This window comes from Methylocystis sp. MJC1 (genome assembly GCF_026427715.1).
Classification (GTDB): Bacteria; Pseudomonadota; Alphaproteobacteria; order Rhizobiales; family Beijerinckiaceae; genus Methylocystis.
The window spans coordinates 646912-661808 of the sequence record NZ_CP107558.1 but is presented as its reverse complement, the minus strand read 5'-3'; the positions used below and the strand labels follow the sequence as shown (position 1 = coordinate 661808).

The window sequence follows — 14897 nt, the reverse complement described above, 5'->3', positions numbered from 1 at the left end:
GCGCGATGGGACGCGGACGCCTCTACGGGGCATAAGATGCGAGGCGCGCAATCGAGGCGCGCCCCACAAAGAGATCAGGAAAGCCTTAGGCCTTCAGATACAGCAGCAGCGCGATGACGAAGGCGAAGATGCCCAGGCCTTCCGCGAGCGCCGCGCCGATGATGGCGTTGGTGAACTGGGAAGCGGCCGCCGACGGATTGCGCAGCGCGCCGTTGACGAAATTGCCGAAGATGATGCCGACGCCGATCGCCGCAGCGCCGGTGCCGATCGCGGCGAGACCCGCGCCAACCAGTTGCATTTCGGTAGCCATAATACTCTCCTGTTTCTAAGGACCAGCGTTTATTGTTGGATGTTTATCAGTGGCCCGGATGGATCGCGTCGTTGAGATAGACGCAAGTGAGGACGCTGAAGACGAAGGCCTGCAGACAGGCGACAAGCAGCTCCAGCGCATAGAGCGCGACGATTGCGAGCAGCGGCACCGGCGCGAGCGCCTGATAGACGCCGCCGGCCGCAAGCAGCAGCACAACGAAGCCGCCGAACACCGCGAGCGTCACGTGGCCCGCGAGGATGTTGGCGAAAAGACGAATGGAGAGCGACACCGGCCGCGACAGGAAGGAGATGACCTCGATCGGCACGAGGATCACCAGCACCGGCAGCGGCACGCCATGCGGCACGAAGAGGTTCAGGAAGCCGAAGCCGTGGCGATAGAAGCCGTAGGCGGTCACCAGCGAGATGACCAGCAACGCAAAGGCGCCCGTCACGACGATCTGGCTCGTCACCGAATAGGTGTAGGGGATGAGCCCGATCAGATTGGAGATGAGGATGAAGGAAAACAGCGAGAAGACGAAGGGGAAGAACTTCATCCCCTCCTTACCCGCCGTCGAGCGCACCGTGCCCGCGACGAACTCGTAGAGCATCTCCGCCAGCGCCTGGAAGCGGCCCGGCACGATCGCCTTGCGCGAGGTAGCGAGGACCATCAGGAACACCACGCCGAGCGCGGCGAGCAGCATGTAGAGCGAGGCGTTGGTGAAGGAGGTTTCGACGCCCGCCATCTGATGCGGGAAGTAGCGGTGCAGTTCGAACTGTTCGATCGGATTCGGCGCGGCCGCTGCTTCTGTGCTCATCGTCCCTGCCCGGGCGTCTCCGCCCGGCCCTCGATTGATCGCGCGACAACCGCGCCCTAGGTCTCGTCTCGATCGCGACGGCTTCAAGCCTGCGGCTTCGCCACGCGATAAATATTCCAAAAACCAGCCGCTATGCCGAGACCGAGCAAGACGATCATCAGCCAGGGCTTGGTCCCGAGCCATTCGTCGGCTTTCCAGCCGACCAGCCCGCCAACCAGCACTGCGCCCACGAATTCGGAAAACGCATTGAGCCCGACGCTCAACGCCCGCGACAGGCCCCTTCTCTCGGGCGGCGGCGCCTCCTTGGCGATCTGCTCTTCCTCGCGCTGACGCAGCGCCGCGTTGAGCTTCTCGAGCCGCGCGTTGAGCGCGTCCATTTCGGCGTTCCGCTTGTCGTCCTCGTTCATCGGCTCTCTCCGTCGCGCCGGATTGGCGCGCAAAATTGAACCATGGCCGAGGGCGGCTTGTTCGGGGGATTATCCGGTTCCGGGAGCGGCTTGATCGAAAAAGCCCGGCCTTTCAGCCGTCCCCTTTCGAGCCGCGCGCAACATATTGACGGGCCACGGTGAAGTCAAGGCGGCTGGGAATTGCGCAATACAACTGATTTTGAATGAAAAAGGACAGATCGGGACGATTTGCGCCGGCTTAAAGTTTGTGCATTTGCGAAGAGCCCCAGTGCGGCCGGAAACGGAATGAAACCTCGACGCTGACGCCGCTGGCTGCCCGGACGTGCCCTGCCGCCTCAAGCGTGCTATAATGCATAGATGTCATCCAATGTTCTCGACCAGGCAATCGCAAAGGCCCACGAGCTTTCCGATAGCGATCAGAATCGAATCGGGCGCGACCTCGATCGATATGTCGAGGCGTTGCGTCGATTGCGCACAGACCTCGACCATGGGATTGCGTCGCTCGACGCGGGTGACGGTCGAGAACTCGATATCGAGGATGTGATCTCGCGCGCCCACGCGCTCCATTTCCGACCATAAGCTCCGCCTCTTCTGGTCGCCCGAGTCGGAAGCAGATTTGCTCGACATTTGGGGCGAAGGCGCGCGGCGTTTTTCAACTGAAATCGCGGACACTCATCTGCGCGACATTCATGCAGCTGCCAACCGGCTGATTGAGCACCCTTTCCTTAGCCGGCAACGCGACGAATTACGCCCGGGCGTCCGGTCGATCGTTGTCTACCCTACAGTCTTGTTCTGCCGGGTCGCCGTCGATGCAGTCGAGGTCGTCAGAGTGCTCGATGGACGGCGGGACCTGCCGACGGTGTTTTCTACCGAGAGCTGATTTCAACTCAGGAAACCGCGCTTCATCAGCTCGCCAGCGCGAACTTCTCCGCCTGCTCCAGATCCACCGACACGAGCTGCGAAATTCCGCGCTCGGCTTGGGTCACGCCGAAGAGCCGGTCCATGCGCGCCATGGTGATCGGGTTGTGGGTGATCGTCACGAAGCGCGTGTCGGTCTTCTTGCGCATTTCGTCGATGAGGTCGCAGAAGCGCTCGACGTTGTAATCGTCGAGCGGCGCGTCGACTTCGTCGAGCACGCAGATCGGCGAGGGGTTGGTCAAGAATACCGCGAAGATCAAAGACATAGCGGTCAGCGCCTGCTCGCCGCCTGAGAGCAGCGACATGGCCGCGGGCTTCTTGCCCGGCGGGCGGGCGAGAATGTCGAGGCCCGCTTCCAGCGGATCGTCGCTTTCGACGAGCTGCAATTCCGCCGAGCCGCCGCCGAAGAGGATCGTGAACAGCTCCTTGAAATGCGCATTGACCTTGTCGAAGGCGGCGAGCAGGCGCTCGCGGCCTTCCTTGTTGAGGCTGGCGATGGCGGCGCGCAGCTTCTTGATGGCTTCCGCAAGATCGTCGCGTTCGGCGATCATCTTGTCGCGCGTCGAATCGATCTCGGAGAGCTCTTCCTCGGCGCGCAGGTTCACAGCGCCGAGCCGCTCGCGATCAGCCCGTAGAATTTCGAGCCGCTTTTCGACCTCGGCAATCTCAGGAAGCTCGTCACCCTCCTTCACGCCGGCGATGCCCGCAAGCGCGGCGGGGGTCGTTTCGAGATCGTGCTGGATGGCGCGCTCTATGTCGGCGGCGCGTTGTTTGGCCGCCTCCAATTGCGCTTCGCTGCGCGCCTTGGCCTCACGGGCGGCGCTCATGGCGTCGAGCGCGGCGCGCGCGGCGCGATCCGATTCGGCGAGCCGTGTTTCGGCCTCGGCGCGGGCGTCCGAGGCGGCGCGGCGGGCGGCTTCGGCGTCTTCGAGCGCGTTCATCAGCGCGCGGCGCTGTTCGAGGAAGGCGTCGGGCGATTCGGCGAGGCGCTCCTGCTCCTCGCGCGCCGATTCGAGGCGTTCCTCCAATTCGCCGAGACGATCCTGGGCGCGGTCGCGCCGCTCCGCCCAGGAAGCGATCTCGCGGGCAATCGCGTTGATGCGGGAGGCGCGGGCGCTCGCTTCGTTGCGCAGGCTCGTGAGCGCGGCGCGGGCCTCGCCCGCCTGGGCGCGCTCGACCATGGCGCGAGAGCGCAGACTCTCCAGCATGCCGGCGAGCGACGCGGGCTCCTCCAGCGCATCGAGCTGCGCGCAAAGCGTGTCGCGCTTTTGCGCGGCCTCGTCGCGATTGGCGAGCGTGTGGGCCTTGGCCTCCTCCAGCGCCGAGAGGCGCTGGCCGATCTGTGCGAGACGCCGCTCCGCCGCGCTGTGGCGCTCACGCGCCTCCTCGAGCTGAGCGCGGGAACGACGCTGGGCGTCACGAGCCTCGGCGTCGGCCATGGCGGCGAGACGGGTGGCCTCGCGCGCGGCGTCGAGCTCCTCGGCAAGCGCATCCGCTTGGGCGCGGGCGCGTTCGGCCTCAGTGCGCAGATCTTCGAGCCGGTTCTTTTCGGCGAGACGGCGGGCGGCCGGCGTCGGAGCCTCGGCGGCCTGGGTGAAGCCGTCCCAGCGCCACAGATCGCCCTCTTTGGAGACGAGCCGCTGGCCGGGCTTCAAGAGCTTGCGCAGGCTTTCGCCCTCGGCGCGCAGAACGACGCCGATCTGCGCCAGACGGCGGCGCAGCGCCGGCGGCGCCTCGACCATCTCGCCGAGCGAGCGGACCCCGGGCGGCAGCGCAGGATCGCCAATGTTGGAGGTGACCGCCCAATGGGCGGGCGCGGAGGTTTCGGCGGAGGCGTCGAGATCGTCGCCGAGCGCCGCCCCGAGCGCGGTCTCATAGCCCTTCTCGACTGTCATGCTCTCGACCACGGGGGCCCAGAGCCCGCCCGAGCCGGACTGGAGCAGATTTTCGAGCGTGCGGACTTCCGTCTCCAGCCGCTGCGCCTTCAGCGCCGCCTGCTCCACCGGCTGGCGAGCGGCGGATTCGGCGTCGCGCGCCGCCCGCTGAGCCTCTTCCGCCATTTGGGCGGCCTCGTCGGCGGCGTGGGCTGCTTCGACCGCCATTTCGAAGGCTTCGGCGAGCCGTTCAGCCTCTTCGGCGCCTCCGCCCTGGCCGGCGATGAGGGCAAATTCCGTATCGAGGCGGGTGAGCTCCGCTTCGAAGCGCGCGACGCGCTGATTTTCATCGCGCAACGCCGACTCGATCGAGGCCCGGCGGGCGTTGACCCCGGCGAGCTGCTGTTGCGCGTCGGAGAGTTCTGATTCGGTCTCGACCAGCGCCGCCTCGATCTCCGCAAGGCGGGCATTCGCTTCCGCCTCGCGCTCGCCGTCGAAAGTGTCGGCGCCGAGCAGCTCGGCGCGCTCCTCCTCTAACCGTTCGGCCACCTGGGCGGCGTCCTCGATCAACGCGCGTTCGCGCTCGAGATCGCGCATAAACTGCTCGATCTGGCGGGCAAGCTCCGAGATGCGCTGCTTGGCGCGCTCTTCATCGGCCTCGAGAGACTGGCGCGCGGCGACGAGACGGTGCACGGCGGCGCCGGCTTCCGCCTCCTTCTCGCGCAGCTTCGGCAATTCATGCGCGGCGATGGCCTGAAACTTCGCGCTCTCCGCCTGCTCCAGCGTGCGGGCTTGAACATCGGCGATGTCGGCTTCGAGCTTCGCTGCGGCGTCGCGCAGACTGTCGGCGGCGATCTGATAGGAAACCAAAGCGACGAGCGCCTCGTTCTGGCGGATTTTGGCGGCGATCTCGCGGTAGCGGGCGGCCTGGCGCGCCTGACGGCGCAGGCTGTCGCCCTGGCTCTCGACCTGTTTCAGGACGTCCTCGAGGCGCGTGAGATTTTCGGACGCCGCATTGAGCCGCAGCTCGGCCTCATGGCGGCGGGTATGGAGACCGGCGACGCCGGCGGCGTCCTCCAGAATGCGGCGGCGGGCCTGCGGCTTGGCGGAGATGATCTCGCCGATCTGGCCCTGGCGCACCAGCGAGGGCGAGCGCGCGCCGGTGGCGGCGTCGGCGAAGAGGAGCTGCACGTCGCGGGCGCGGACTTCCTTGCCATTGACGCGATAGGTCGAGCCCTGCTCGCGCTCGATGCGGCGGGTGACCTCGATCGTGTCGGCGTCGTTGAAGGCTGCCGGAGCCAGGCGGGCGGAATTGTCGAGGACGAGGCCCACTTCTGCGAAATTGCGCGCCGGACGGGAGCCGCCGCCCGAAAAGATCACGTCGTCCATGCCGGACGCGCGCATGTTTTTGTAGGAGTTTTCGCCCATGACCCAGCGCAGGGCCTCGACGAGATTCGACTTGCCGCAACCGTTCGGCCCGACCACGCCGGTGAGGCCCGGCTGGATCAGGAAGTCGGCCGACTCGCAGAAGCTCTTGAAGCCAAGAAGTCTGAGGCGCTCGAATTTCATAGGCAAAAATGCGCCACAAAAGAATGACGAATGCAAGGAAACGCCCGCAATATCTTGTGGGAAGAACGGCGCGCCCTCGGGAAGCGATCTCGCGGGCCTTACGGCGGCGGCGAAAGCGCCCCCATTTTCCTATTGCGCTGGAGGGATTCAGCCGGAAAAATGGGGCGTCGAGGTGAATCGCGACGGCCTCATGATCCTAACTCTCGTTCGAGGATGAGCTTGGCGGCGACGGCTTCTGGCGGCGATCTTTGGGTTTTCGGCTATGGCTCGCTGATGTGGCGCCCAGGCTTCGACTATGTCGAAAGCGCCCTCGCCTGGGTTCATGGCTACCACCGCTCTCTCTGCATCTTCTCCCACGTCCATCGCGGCACGCCGGAGCGTCCGGGGCTTGTGCTTGGCCTCGACCGGGGCGGCTCCTGCCAGGGGGTGGCTTTCCGCGTGGCCGCGAAAGACCGGGAAAGGACTGTTGATTACCTGCGTGAGCGGGAGCTCGTAACCTCGGTTTATCTGGAAAAAACAGTCGGCGTCCGCTTCGCCGAGGGGGGCTGCGTCAACGCCTTGGCCTATGTGGTCGACCGCAGCCACTGCCAATATGCCGGGAGACTACCGTACGATGAGATGACGAAGCTCATCGCCGAAGGGCTCGGGCTCGCCGGCGACAACCCGGCCTATGTCCGGAACACATACGAACATCTGCTCCAGCTCGACATTCATGACGCCAAGCTTGCCGAAGTCGTCCGCCGGCTCGACCAATGCTCCTGCCGCACGGCCCCCGCGCAAAAAAAGGCCGGGGCGAACCCCGGCCATTGAGAGGATTCCCGGTCGGGCTTTCAGCCCGCCGGGAATGACTTCAAACGCCGACTGGCACGCTCACGAACAAGCAGCACGAACGCCCACGCAACGCCTCATCAAAGCCAAGCACGCGACAAACGCCACCAACGCGACATGCACTCAATTCAGCAGCGACCCGGCCAGATCGCGCACCGCCTCGATCTCAGGGCAGAAATGCACGTGCCATTCAGCCACGCCAAGCTCGCGCGCCAGCCTGCCCAGCGTATCGCGGGAGCGGCGCTCCCCGGCCGCGAGAACGCAGACAGGCCGCAAGACTCCGCCGTCGCGCGCGACGCCAATGAGCGCGCCGCTCTCCACGTCGGAGACAAAGCCCTCCTCGCCGCGCTGAAACACCGAACAGACGTAACGCCGCCCCGTTGCGCCGCGCCAGGAAAAGAAGCGGCCGCGTAGCGCCTCCGACCCTGCGAGAGAATCGAGCTCTTGCCCGCGAGGGGTAACAGCCCGCCGGGCGCGTGAAAGGGAAAAGGCGTAGCGTTGCATGACGACCCTGCAAAGCGGGAGCAGAACGAGAACACAATTAGAACAAACACAGTACACTGTCAAGGCGCGCGCCGCCGAAACCCCGGGTTCCTGAACAAGGCTCCGGCGGGCGCGCCCGCGTCGCGCCTGCCGCGCGACGCAAGACGGCAACCCGTCTCGACGCGTTTATGCCTCGCATAGGGCCGACAGAATGTGCGCCAACACACATGCCGGACGACGACGCTCATTACGAAATGGGAGGGTCAAGCTCCTGTTTCAAGCCGAGGCAAAGCCACCGGCGAGCGCCATCGGGCGCGCGCAGGAGCGTGGGCAATATTTGGAGAAAAGGAAGGCCTCGCGACGTCGTCTTAGGCGTTGGCCCCGCCCCCAGCGGTCTTCAGCCAAGCCGCGCCGCAGGCCTTGGCCAATTCGCGCACGCGCAGAATATAGCTCTGGCGCTCGGTCACCGAGATCACGCCGCGCGCATCGAGCAGATTGAAGGCGTGGCTCGCCTTAATGCACTGGTCATAGGCCGGCAGCGCCATGCGGTGCATTTCATCGCCCGAGCCCGCGCCGAAATCGAGGAGGCGCCGGCACTCGGCCTCGGCGTCCTTGAAATTCTCGAAAAGCTTCGCCGTATCAGCGGCCTCGAAATTGTGGCGGGAATATTCCTGCTCGGCCTGCAGGAAGACGTCGGCGTAGGTGACCCTCTCGTCGCCGTCGCGGCCGTTGAAATTCAGCTCCATGATGCTGTCCACGCCCTGCAGATAGCAGGCGAGGCGCTCGAGCCCATAGGTCAGCTCGCCCGCGACCGGCGCGCATTCGAAGCCGGCGACCTGCTGGAAATAGGTAAACTGCGAGACTTCCATGCCGTCGCACCAGCACTCCCAGCCGAGTCCCCAGGCCCCGAGCGTCGGGCTCTCCCAGTCGTCCTCGACGAAACGAATGTCATGCAGCCGGGCGTCGAGGCCGATGGCGGCGAGCGAGCCAAGATACAGCTCCTGCAGATTCGGCGGCGACGGCTTCAGGATCACCTGGAACTGATAATAATGCTGCACACGATTTGGGTTCTCGCCATAGCGCCCGTCCTTGGGCCGCCGACATGGCTGCGCATAAGCGGCGCGCCAGGGCTTGGGGCCGAGCGCGCGCAGCGTGGTCCCCGGATGAAAGGTCGCCGCGCCCATCTCCATGTCATAGGGCTGCAAAATGACGCACCCCTGCGCCGCCCAGTAATTCTGCAGCGTGAGAATCAGGCCCTGGAAGGAGCGCGTGGGGGAGAGATAGTCGGCAGCCCCGCGATCGCGCGGAGACGCGTTCGCGGCGGCAGTTTCCTTGCTTTGATTGGCGCTCATATCCCAAACCCCTTGCCGCAACCCATCCGCCGGATCTTGCGACGAAGCAGTTACGGTTGTCGCGCCGCGTGGTCAATGGGCGCGTCGGCGCGCGGAGATCGTCTCAATTTAAGCCAAAAGCCTGGTTGAGCGGAAAGGGCTTGGCAACCATTCCGAAAGTTCCCGGCGCTAGCGTCGAACCATGCGTAACATGGTTCAGTATCCTCGCGTTTTTTCGTCCCGAGAACTCCGCCGGATCGTTCCGGCGCTCGGGGCGATAAGCATCTGCCTCCTGGCAGGCGCCCTGCTCTTTCCGCAGTCGCCCATCGACCCGGCGCCCGAGGCTGAGGCCGCAGGCGTGAACAATATTGGCCTGCGCGGCTCTTATCTCTCCGACATTGGCCCGCATGCGACGAGCGCCTTCGCGCCGCGTGAGGCCCGCTCGAAGCCGCAGTATCGTTTCGTGGCGGAGGCCGAGGCTGCGACGCCCGCGCCTTTGGCGAGGACCCCCGAGCCGCCGACGCCGCCGGCGCGCCCCTCTGAGCTTAGAAACGCCGGCGTCGCAACGATCGTCGAGCCTCCCCATGTCACGGTGGATGTCCCGACCCCGCCCCATCGGCCGACGGAGCTCTCGGCCGCGCTGCTGCCGGCGGCGCCGAAGGAGCAACCTCTCGCCGCCCGGCAGGAACCGGCGCCGCGCCGGATATCGCGCCTCGAGGGCGCCACCGCCGTTCCGGCGGCTCCGGCGGACAACCGCGGCTTCTTCGAGCGGCTTTTCGGCGGCGCGCCGCAGGCCGCCGGGCCGGGGTCAGCAAATCGCCGCGAGGCCATGGCCTATGCCAACCCTTCCGATCCGGTCGGGCTTTTCGGCGGGCTGCATAGCGCCGTGGCGCCGTCGAATCCGAGCGCGCGCTTCGACCGCTACACGGCCGTCTACGACATTTCCGCCCGCACGGTTTACATGCCGAGCGGCCAGCGGCTGGAGGCCCATTCCGGCCTGCGCGAGCACCTCGACGACCCCCGCTATGTGCATCTGCGCATGAGGGGGCCGACTCCGCCGCATCTTTATGACCTGAGGCCGCGCGAGGCGCTGTTCCATGGCGTGGAGGCGCTGCGGCTCAATCCTGTGGGCGGCGGCGGGGCGATCTACAATCGCGCCGGATTGCTGGCGCATACTTACATGCTCGGTCCCAACGGCGACTCGAACGGATGCGTCTCCTTCCGCGACTATGAGGCCTTCCTCAACGCCTATAAGAGAGGCGAAATCCGGCGCCTCGCGGTGGTCTCCCACCTCTAAGGCACTGACTGGGCGAGATATTCCCGCCCGTTCCGCTCCGGCCCCGTTCCCCGAAGAGCCTGTTTACGGCCAAGAATTCGCCCGAATTGAGCCCAAGCAAGGCCGTGATGCTTTTCCAAAGTGTTGCCATGGCGCTATAGCGCGCGCCAAGTTCCTGGCTGGGGTGTCGATTCGGTTGCAGTCGGACTCCGAAAGCCGCAGGTGGCGCGCGCCGGCGATCCTTTCGGGGGCGGACGTTGAAGAAAACCCATACGCTACATGGCATGTTGTCACGCGACCATGGCCGGCCGCTCGCTTATACGGTGCTGGGCGCGGGCGCGCTGTCCGCGGGCTTTTTCGCCGCTTGGCATGAACTTCCGCAGCGGCCGACGCCCGCCCCGGTCCTCGCTGAGGCCGCGCAGCCGACGCCCGGCCCCAATCCCTATGGCCCAATGGTGGTGGGGCTCGGCCCCTGGGCGCGCAGCGCCACGGCGACGGCGCCCGCGCTGGAACAGTCCGCCGCGCTTGACGCCAAGATCGAGTCGGCCGCGCCTCGTGACAACGTCGAGCCGACGCCCTCCGACATAGCCCAGGGCGCCGAGGAAGAGGGCGCGCCATTGCCGCCGCGTCGCCCGGCCGAGCTAAAAAATTCCATGAGCCACGCGTCCGAGCCGGCGCCCATGCGCCAAGCGGCGCTGCCGAGCGAGCCGGCGCCCGCGCCGGCGGACAACCGCAGCTTCTTCGAAAAGGTTTTCGGCGGCGCCGGCGCCGAGCAGCAGCAGGCTGCCCAGCCCCAGCCCGCCTTGGGCCGCGGCGCGCGCCGACAGCAGCAGGCGGTCGCCGCTCCGGGGCAGACCCAGGCTTTAGCCTATGCTCCCCAGGAAACGACCGGCGGCCTCTTTGGCGGCCTGACCAGCGCGGTCGCGCCCTCCGTCCCCGCTCAATCGACCGCGGCGGCTCGCCCCGGCGCCGGCACGGCGGTCTACGACATTTCCGCCCACACGGTTTACATGCCGGACGGGACCAAGCTGGAGGCGCATTCCGGCCTCGGCCAGCATCTCGACGACCCGAGATTTGTGCATATTCGGATGAAGGGCCCGACCCCGCCGAGCATCTACGCCCTTTCGCCGCGCGAGGCGTTGTTCCACGGCGTGGAGGCGCTTCGGCTCACGCCCGTCGGCGGAAACAACATCTATGGGCGCGCCGGTCTCCTTGCCCATACCTTCATGCTGGGTCCAAACGGCGACTCGAATGGCTGCGTCTCCTTCCGAGACTACAACGCTTTTCTACAGGCCTATAAGCGCGGCGACGTGCGCCGTCTCGTCGTCGTCGCGCGGATGTAAAAAGGCTCAGCCGACGGCGATCTGAGCGCCCTCGGCCAGCATTTTGCTTAGTGCAATCCGATCAGCCGGCCGGCGCGTGGGCGTGCCCGTGAGCCGGCTCGTGACGCTGCGGGCCCGCGACTTGGTGCGACTCGCTCTCGAGCTCGGAACGCGCCTCCGCAACAAGATCGCCTGTCGCCTCGGCTATGGTGGAGACAGTCCTCTCATAGACGGAGATGCCGGTTTTGATCGCTCCCTTGGCTACCGGCCGCAGCGCGCGCCCGACCGAGGGGAACAACGCCGGAACGACGAGAAGCGCCCCAATGCCGATCGCCACGGGTCCCAATGCTTCTTCCATGAGATCTTCGAACAGGGCCATGCCGTCCTCCTCTAGGGTGTCATCGGGGGGTCATGTGCGCATTCGCATCGCGCCTTCAAGGGAAAGCCGTGTATAAAAAATACTCTCAAAATCTTTGAGTTAGCCGGAACTCCGCAGAAGCGGCAAAGTCTGCTCCCTCACCCGCCCGATGGTAGCAGAGGCCGGACGAAAGGTGCGGCGGCGCGCTTCCCGCCCTGACGGGAACCCAACCAGCGTTGCGCCGCCCGGCCGCCATAGAGCAGCACCATGGCCGCCGCGGCGACATTGTTGCCGCGCGCCAGCTTGATTGCGACGCTCACCCCCACAACGGCAAAAACCGAGATACGCGCCACATTGACGCGGCCGCGGCTCCATTGCTGGATTTGCGCGTCCGGCCTGCCCTGCGTTGGTTTCGGCGGGCGGCGTTCCAGCTCGGCCTCATGGGCCGGCGCGAGAGCTTCGATCACCCGCAGCATGCCGCTCGACTCGAGCAAGTTCATTACCGCTTTGGCGTCCGAAGAATGGATCACGACGCTCGTGGAAAACGGATTGACGTCCACGCGCTCGACATCCGGCCATTGCGACAGCTGGTCTTGCACGGACCGGAAAAATGAACGATCGCCGCGTTTGTGCGGCGCCTGGAGTCGTAGCCGCCGAGGCGTGGCGTGCGCGACGTGAAATCCATGATTGTCCGTCATGGCGCGTCTCCCGAATAGGCGCCGACGCCTTCTTCTCCGGGCGAGGCGATCTGTCGATGAAACGATAGTTGCGCCAAACGCGCATTCAAGAGCGGCGCGCGGGCGCCCGGGCGAGCGATTTATCTCAAAGGATCGAGCTGCTCGCGATCAGACCAGCAATTTGACCAGCGAGAGCGCCGAACGGTCGAAAAGGTGCTTGACGACCGCAGAGGCCAGCGCTTCGCCAACAGCGGAGGCCGCGCCTGCCGCCACGGAATCTCGCCTGGATGAAACGGCGGGCTCGGCGGTCGACGGGTCGCTGAGACAACCCTGCCGCCGCAACGTTCCCCAAAACGCCTCCAGGTCGAAGTCGTTTCGGTGATAAAGCACCGTCACGCTGCCGGTGTGGGCGTTGATCGAAGCCGATCTCACGCCGGGAACGGCAAGCAACGCCGAATGAAGGGGGATAATCGCGCGCGAGTCGCCGATGAGCTTGGCGAGGCAGACCCGCAGTCGTCCCGGAACATGGTGCAGGTGAAGGACCATCTGGCAGCCGACTTTAGTGTTGGTGGTACAAATACTTAGCCTGATAAAATTACACCTGCATGACATTTCTTTGGCGCATCCCTCCGATCCGGGCGATCACGCCGCCTGCGCTCGTCCCAGGGACGGGACATAACGCAGGCAAAGGCCCGGCAACGGATTGGCGAGGCCCGAAACGACGCTGACGTCGCGCCAGCGTGGATAGGCCGACGGCAGGAGCTCCAGCACGAAGCCCACGGCGGCGAGGAAAGCGCCTTCATCGGGGAAGTCGCGAGCGCCGAAGTCGCGGCAGGCGTCGGCGCAATTATCTGCGCCGTCGAGCAGCGTTTCGAGCATTGGAAAGGCCCAGGGCGCGCGCTCCAAAATGCGGCGCACGCCTTCGGGATCTGGCCGCGAGACCCGCCAGCGGAGCGGCGCCTCGTTCAGCCGCACGGCCGCGCCCTCGCTCGCGAGATCGGGCAACGCCCGCAAATCATGCGCCGCGATGGAGAGGCAGCCAGCCGGATGCCCGCGAAAGGATTCGAAGGAGCCGACCAGGATCGCCGCCTGTTGATGCAGCCGCCCAGAGCCGCGCTCGCCATCCTCGGGCCGGAAGCGGGCGCGCATGAAAATCATGCTGTCGCCAACGGCCCGCGCCACCAGGCAACCGGCGCTGCGCGCTCCGATGTCGATGGCGTCCGGCTCGAATCGGCGCAGGCCCGTCAGACGCAAAGGCGAAAGATGCGGATCCCAGGCGCGATCGAGGCCCGCAGAACGGCGCGTGACGGCATAGCCCTCGGACGCGGGAATGCGTCGCTCCTCGCCCTCGCCGAGCTTGCCGTAATGCAGGCGATGAAACGTGACGACCGCCTCACTGGCGCCAGACGGCGCTCCCCTAGCCATAAGCCTTGCCCTCGCAACGCATTTTGCGTTTTACGAAAAATAGCAAAATATCATTACGCGAGAATTGCGGCGGCCAGAATTTCCTCCTCCCGCGCGTCGATTTGAATGTGGGAGAATGTGAAGGCGCTGTCGAGGCCGAGGGCGGCGTAGAGAATGGGCTCGGCGGTCAGAAACGGCCGCCAATATTCGCTGTGGACGCGCGCGCCTTCGAGACCGGGACGGCGGAAGCGGCGCTCGCCGGGCTGATGCGGGTCCATATTCGGGTTCTGGAAGCGTTTGGCGAAGCCGTAAGCCGAGCAGACCGTGTAGCGCACCGAGACGCCGACGGCCTCCAGCGCCCTGAGCCGCGAGAGCCATTGCGCCGAGCGCAGCGACTTGCGCAAGACATGCAGCGCCACGGCCGGATCACAGGCATAGGTGAAAGCGCTCGGTCCGAGCCGCGTGAACAGCCGCTCATATTGCGAAAAGACGACGACGAGGCGCTTGAGCTTCTTTTCACGCGCGAGCGCGAGACGGTCGACGAGCCGCGCCAGCGCGCCCATCCAGGCTGAATCTTCGAGCCGCACCAGCGGCAGCACCATCACCAGCGCATCGGCCTCCAGCATCTGACGCGCGAGCTTGGCTTTCACGTCATTGAGAATGGCGACCTCCGCGCCATCCGGCGGCGCGGCGATTTCGCCCGCCGAGTCGACGATCTCCACCAACCAGGGGCCGCGCGTCACGACCTCGGGCGGCGCCTCGCCATTCACCGAGAGGCGGAAATAATATTCGTAGGTGTTCAGCGTGTCGGTTGCGACGCCGCCGTCCGAGAATTCCTGTTTAAGGCGCTCATAGTCGCCCTTCTCGGCCGCGAAAAAATCGGCGCGACGCAGGTCGACCGGCCCGGCGGCAAACTCGGCCTGCGAGATCGGCTGCAGCGCCGGCCGCAAGCGGGGCGGATAGCCGAAGGCGCTCTGCGCGACGCAATCGACGAGCGACGCCAGAAGCGAGGACTTGCCGCCCTTCTTGGGCCCAACGAGACAAACCGTTAGTTTTTCGGTCATTTCCGCTCCCTTACGAGCGGGACCATACAGGGCGAGAGCGATGCGGGAAAGGAGGACGGCAACGCGGCGGGGGCCATCGCGGTGGCGGTAGTCGCAGAGCGCCCCCTCTAGCGACAGCAAGCGCCCCGCGGCGCGTTAACGGCGCGCGGGGTCAGCAGGCAAACAGTGGGCTTGCGTTAGTCTGGCTCAATGCCCCTGGCGCCGAGGCGAATTCCACGAAGGACGATATCGCCTCCAAAAGGTGACGCGCCCCGGCTCGCCG

General features: G+C 65.8%; 16 protein-coding genes. 4 read left to right on the top strand and 12 right to left on the bottom strand.

What is annotated here, in order from left to right; translation table 11 throughout:
• Positions 1–85: 85 nt before the first annotated feature.
• The 4 genes from OGR47_RS03250 to OGR47_RS03235 form a co-directional block, all read right to left on the bottom strand.
• On the bottom strand, positions 86–310 hold the full coding sequence (locus OGR47_RS03250) for a F0F1 ATP synthase subunit C (RefSeq protein ID WP_016920243.1): 225 nt from the start codon (positions 308–310) through the stop codon (positions 86–88).
• 46 nt (positions 311–356) lie between these two features.
• Complete coding sequence (locus OGR47_RS03245; protein WP_165051339.1) at positions 357–1124, bottom strand: F0F1 ATP synthase subunit A; 768 nt, start codon at positions 1122–1124, stop codon at positions 357–359.
• A gap of 83 nt (positions 1125–1207) precedes the next feature.
• On the bottom strand, positions 1208–1531 hold the full coding sequence (locus tag OGR47_RS03240; protein ID WP_165051341.1) for an AtpZ/AtpI family protein: 324 nt from the start codon (positions 1529–1531) through the stop codon (positions 1208–1210).
• A gap of 360 nt (positions 1532–1891) precedes the next feature.
• Complete coding sequence (locus tag OGR47_RS03235) at positions 1892–2089, bottom strand: hypothetical protein (RefSeq protein WP_165051343.1); 198 nt, start codon at positions 2087–2089, stop codon at positions 1892–1894.
• A gap of 58 nt (positions 2090–2147) precedes the next feature.
• Here OGR47_RS03235 and OGR47_RS03230 point away from each other — a divergent pair, with 58 nt between their 5' ends.
• The gene (locus OGR47_RS03230) at positions 2148–2411 is read left to right on the top strand and encodes a type II toxin-antitoxin system RelE/ParE family toxin (RefSeq protein WP_165051346.1); all 264 of its coding nucleotides are present in this window, start codon (positions 2148–2150) and stop codon (positions 2409–2411) included.
• A gap of 25 nt (positions 2412–2436) precedes the next feature.
• Here the strand turns inward: OGR47_RS03230 and OGR47_RS03225 are convergent, their stop codons facing one another.
• The gene (locus OGR47_RS03225; protein WP_165051348.1) at positions 2437–5892 is read right to left on the bottom strand and encodes an AAA family ATPase; all 3456 of its coding nucleotides are present in this window, start codon (positions 5890–5892) and stop codon (positions 2437–2439) included.
• 273 nt (positions 5893–6165) lie between these two features.
• On the opposite strand from OGR47_RS03225, the gene OGR47_RS03220 reads away from it, so the two are divergent.
• Positions 6166–6702: a gamma-glutamylcyclotransferase gene (locus tag OGR47_RS03220; protein WP_246729671.1), complete on the top strand. Its 537-nt coding sequence runs from the start codon at positions 6166–6168 to the stop codon at positions 6700–6702.
• Between the two features lie 141 nt (positions 6703–6843).
• Here the strand turns inward: OGR47_RS03220 and OGR47_RS03215 are convergent, their stop codons facing one another.
• Both OGR47_RS03215 and OGR47_RS03210 read right to left on the bottom strand, forming a co-directional pair.
• Complete coding sequence (locus OGR47_RS03215; protein WP_165051352.1) at positions 6844–7224, bottom strand: hypothetical protein; 381 nt, start codon at positions 7222–7224, stop codon at positions 6844–6846.
• Positions 7225–7571: 347 nt separating this feature from the next.
• On the bottom strand, positions 7572–8555 hold the full coding sequence (locus tag OGR47_RS03210) for a glycine--tRNA ligase subunit alpha (RefSeq protein ID WP_246729662.1): 984 nt from the start codon (positions 8553–8555) through the stop codon (positions 7572–7574).
• 181 nt (positions 8556–8736) lie between these two features.
• Between OGR47_RS03210 and OGR47_RS03205 the strand changes: the two genes are divergently transcribed.
• Together OGR47_RS03205 and OGR47_RS03200 are read left to right on the top strand one after the other, a co-directional pair.
• Positions 8737–9831 (top strand): DUF2778 domain-containing protein, encoded by a 1095-nt coding sequence (locus OGR47_RS03205; protein ID WP_165051355.1) that lies wholly within the window; start codon positions 8737–8739, stop codon positions 9829–9831.
• A gap of 263 nt (positions 9832–10094) precedes the next feature.
• Positions 10095–11153, top strand: a complete 1059-nt coding sequence (locus tag OGR47_RS03200) for a DUF2778 domain-containing protein (RefSeq protein WP_165051641.1) — start codon at positions 10095–10097, stop codon at positions 11151–11153.
• Between the two features lie 61 nt (positions 11154–11214).
• Here the strand turns inward: OGR47_RS03200 and OGR47_RS03195 are convergent, their stop codons facing one another.
• The 5 genes from OGR47_RS03195 to OGR47_RS03175 all read right to left on the bottom strand — a co-directional run bounded on the left by OGR47_RS03195 (position 11215) and on the right by OGR47_RS03175 (position 14635).
• Positions 11215–11511, bottom strand: coding sequence for a DUF5132 domain-containing protein (locus tag OGR47_RS03195; RefSeq protein ID WP_165051357.1), 297 nt, complete (start codon positions 11509–11511; stop codon positions 11215–11217).
• Between the two features lie 137 nt (positions 11512–11648).
• On the bottom strand, positions 11649–12188 hold the full coding sequence (locus OGR47_RS03190) for a hypothetical protein (RefSeq protein ID WP_165051359.1): 540 nt from the start codon (positions 12186–12188) through the stop codon (positions 11649–11651).
• 147 nt (positions 12189–12335) lie between these two features.
• Positions 12336–12713: an HMA2 domain-containing protein gene (locus OGR47_RS03185; protein WP_165051361.1), complete on the bottom strand. Its 378-nt coding sequence runs from the start codon at positions 12711–12713 to the stop codon at positions 12336–12338.
• 96 nt (positions 12714–12809) lie between these two features.
• Positions 12810–13592 carry a hypothetical protein gene (locus OGR47_RS03180; RefSeq protein ID WP_165051363.1) on the bottom strand — a complete coding sequence of 261 codons (783 nt, stop codon included), beginning with the start codon at positions 13590–13592 and terminating at the stop codon, positions 12810–12812.
• A gap of 53 nt (positions 13593–13645) precedes the next feature.
• Positions 13646–14635, bottom strand: coding sequence for a hypothetical protein (locus OGR47_RS03175; RefSeq protein WP_165051366.1), 990 nt, complete (start codon positions 14633–14635; stop codon positions 13646–13648).
• Positions 14636–14897: the final 262 nt, after the last annotated feature.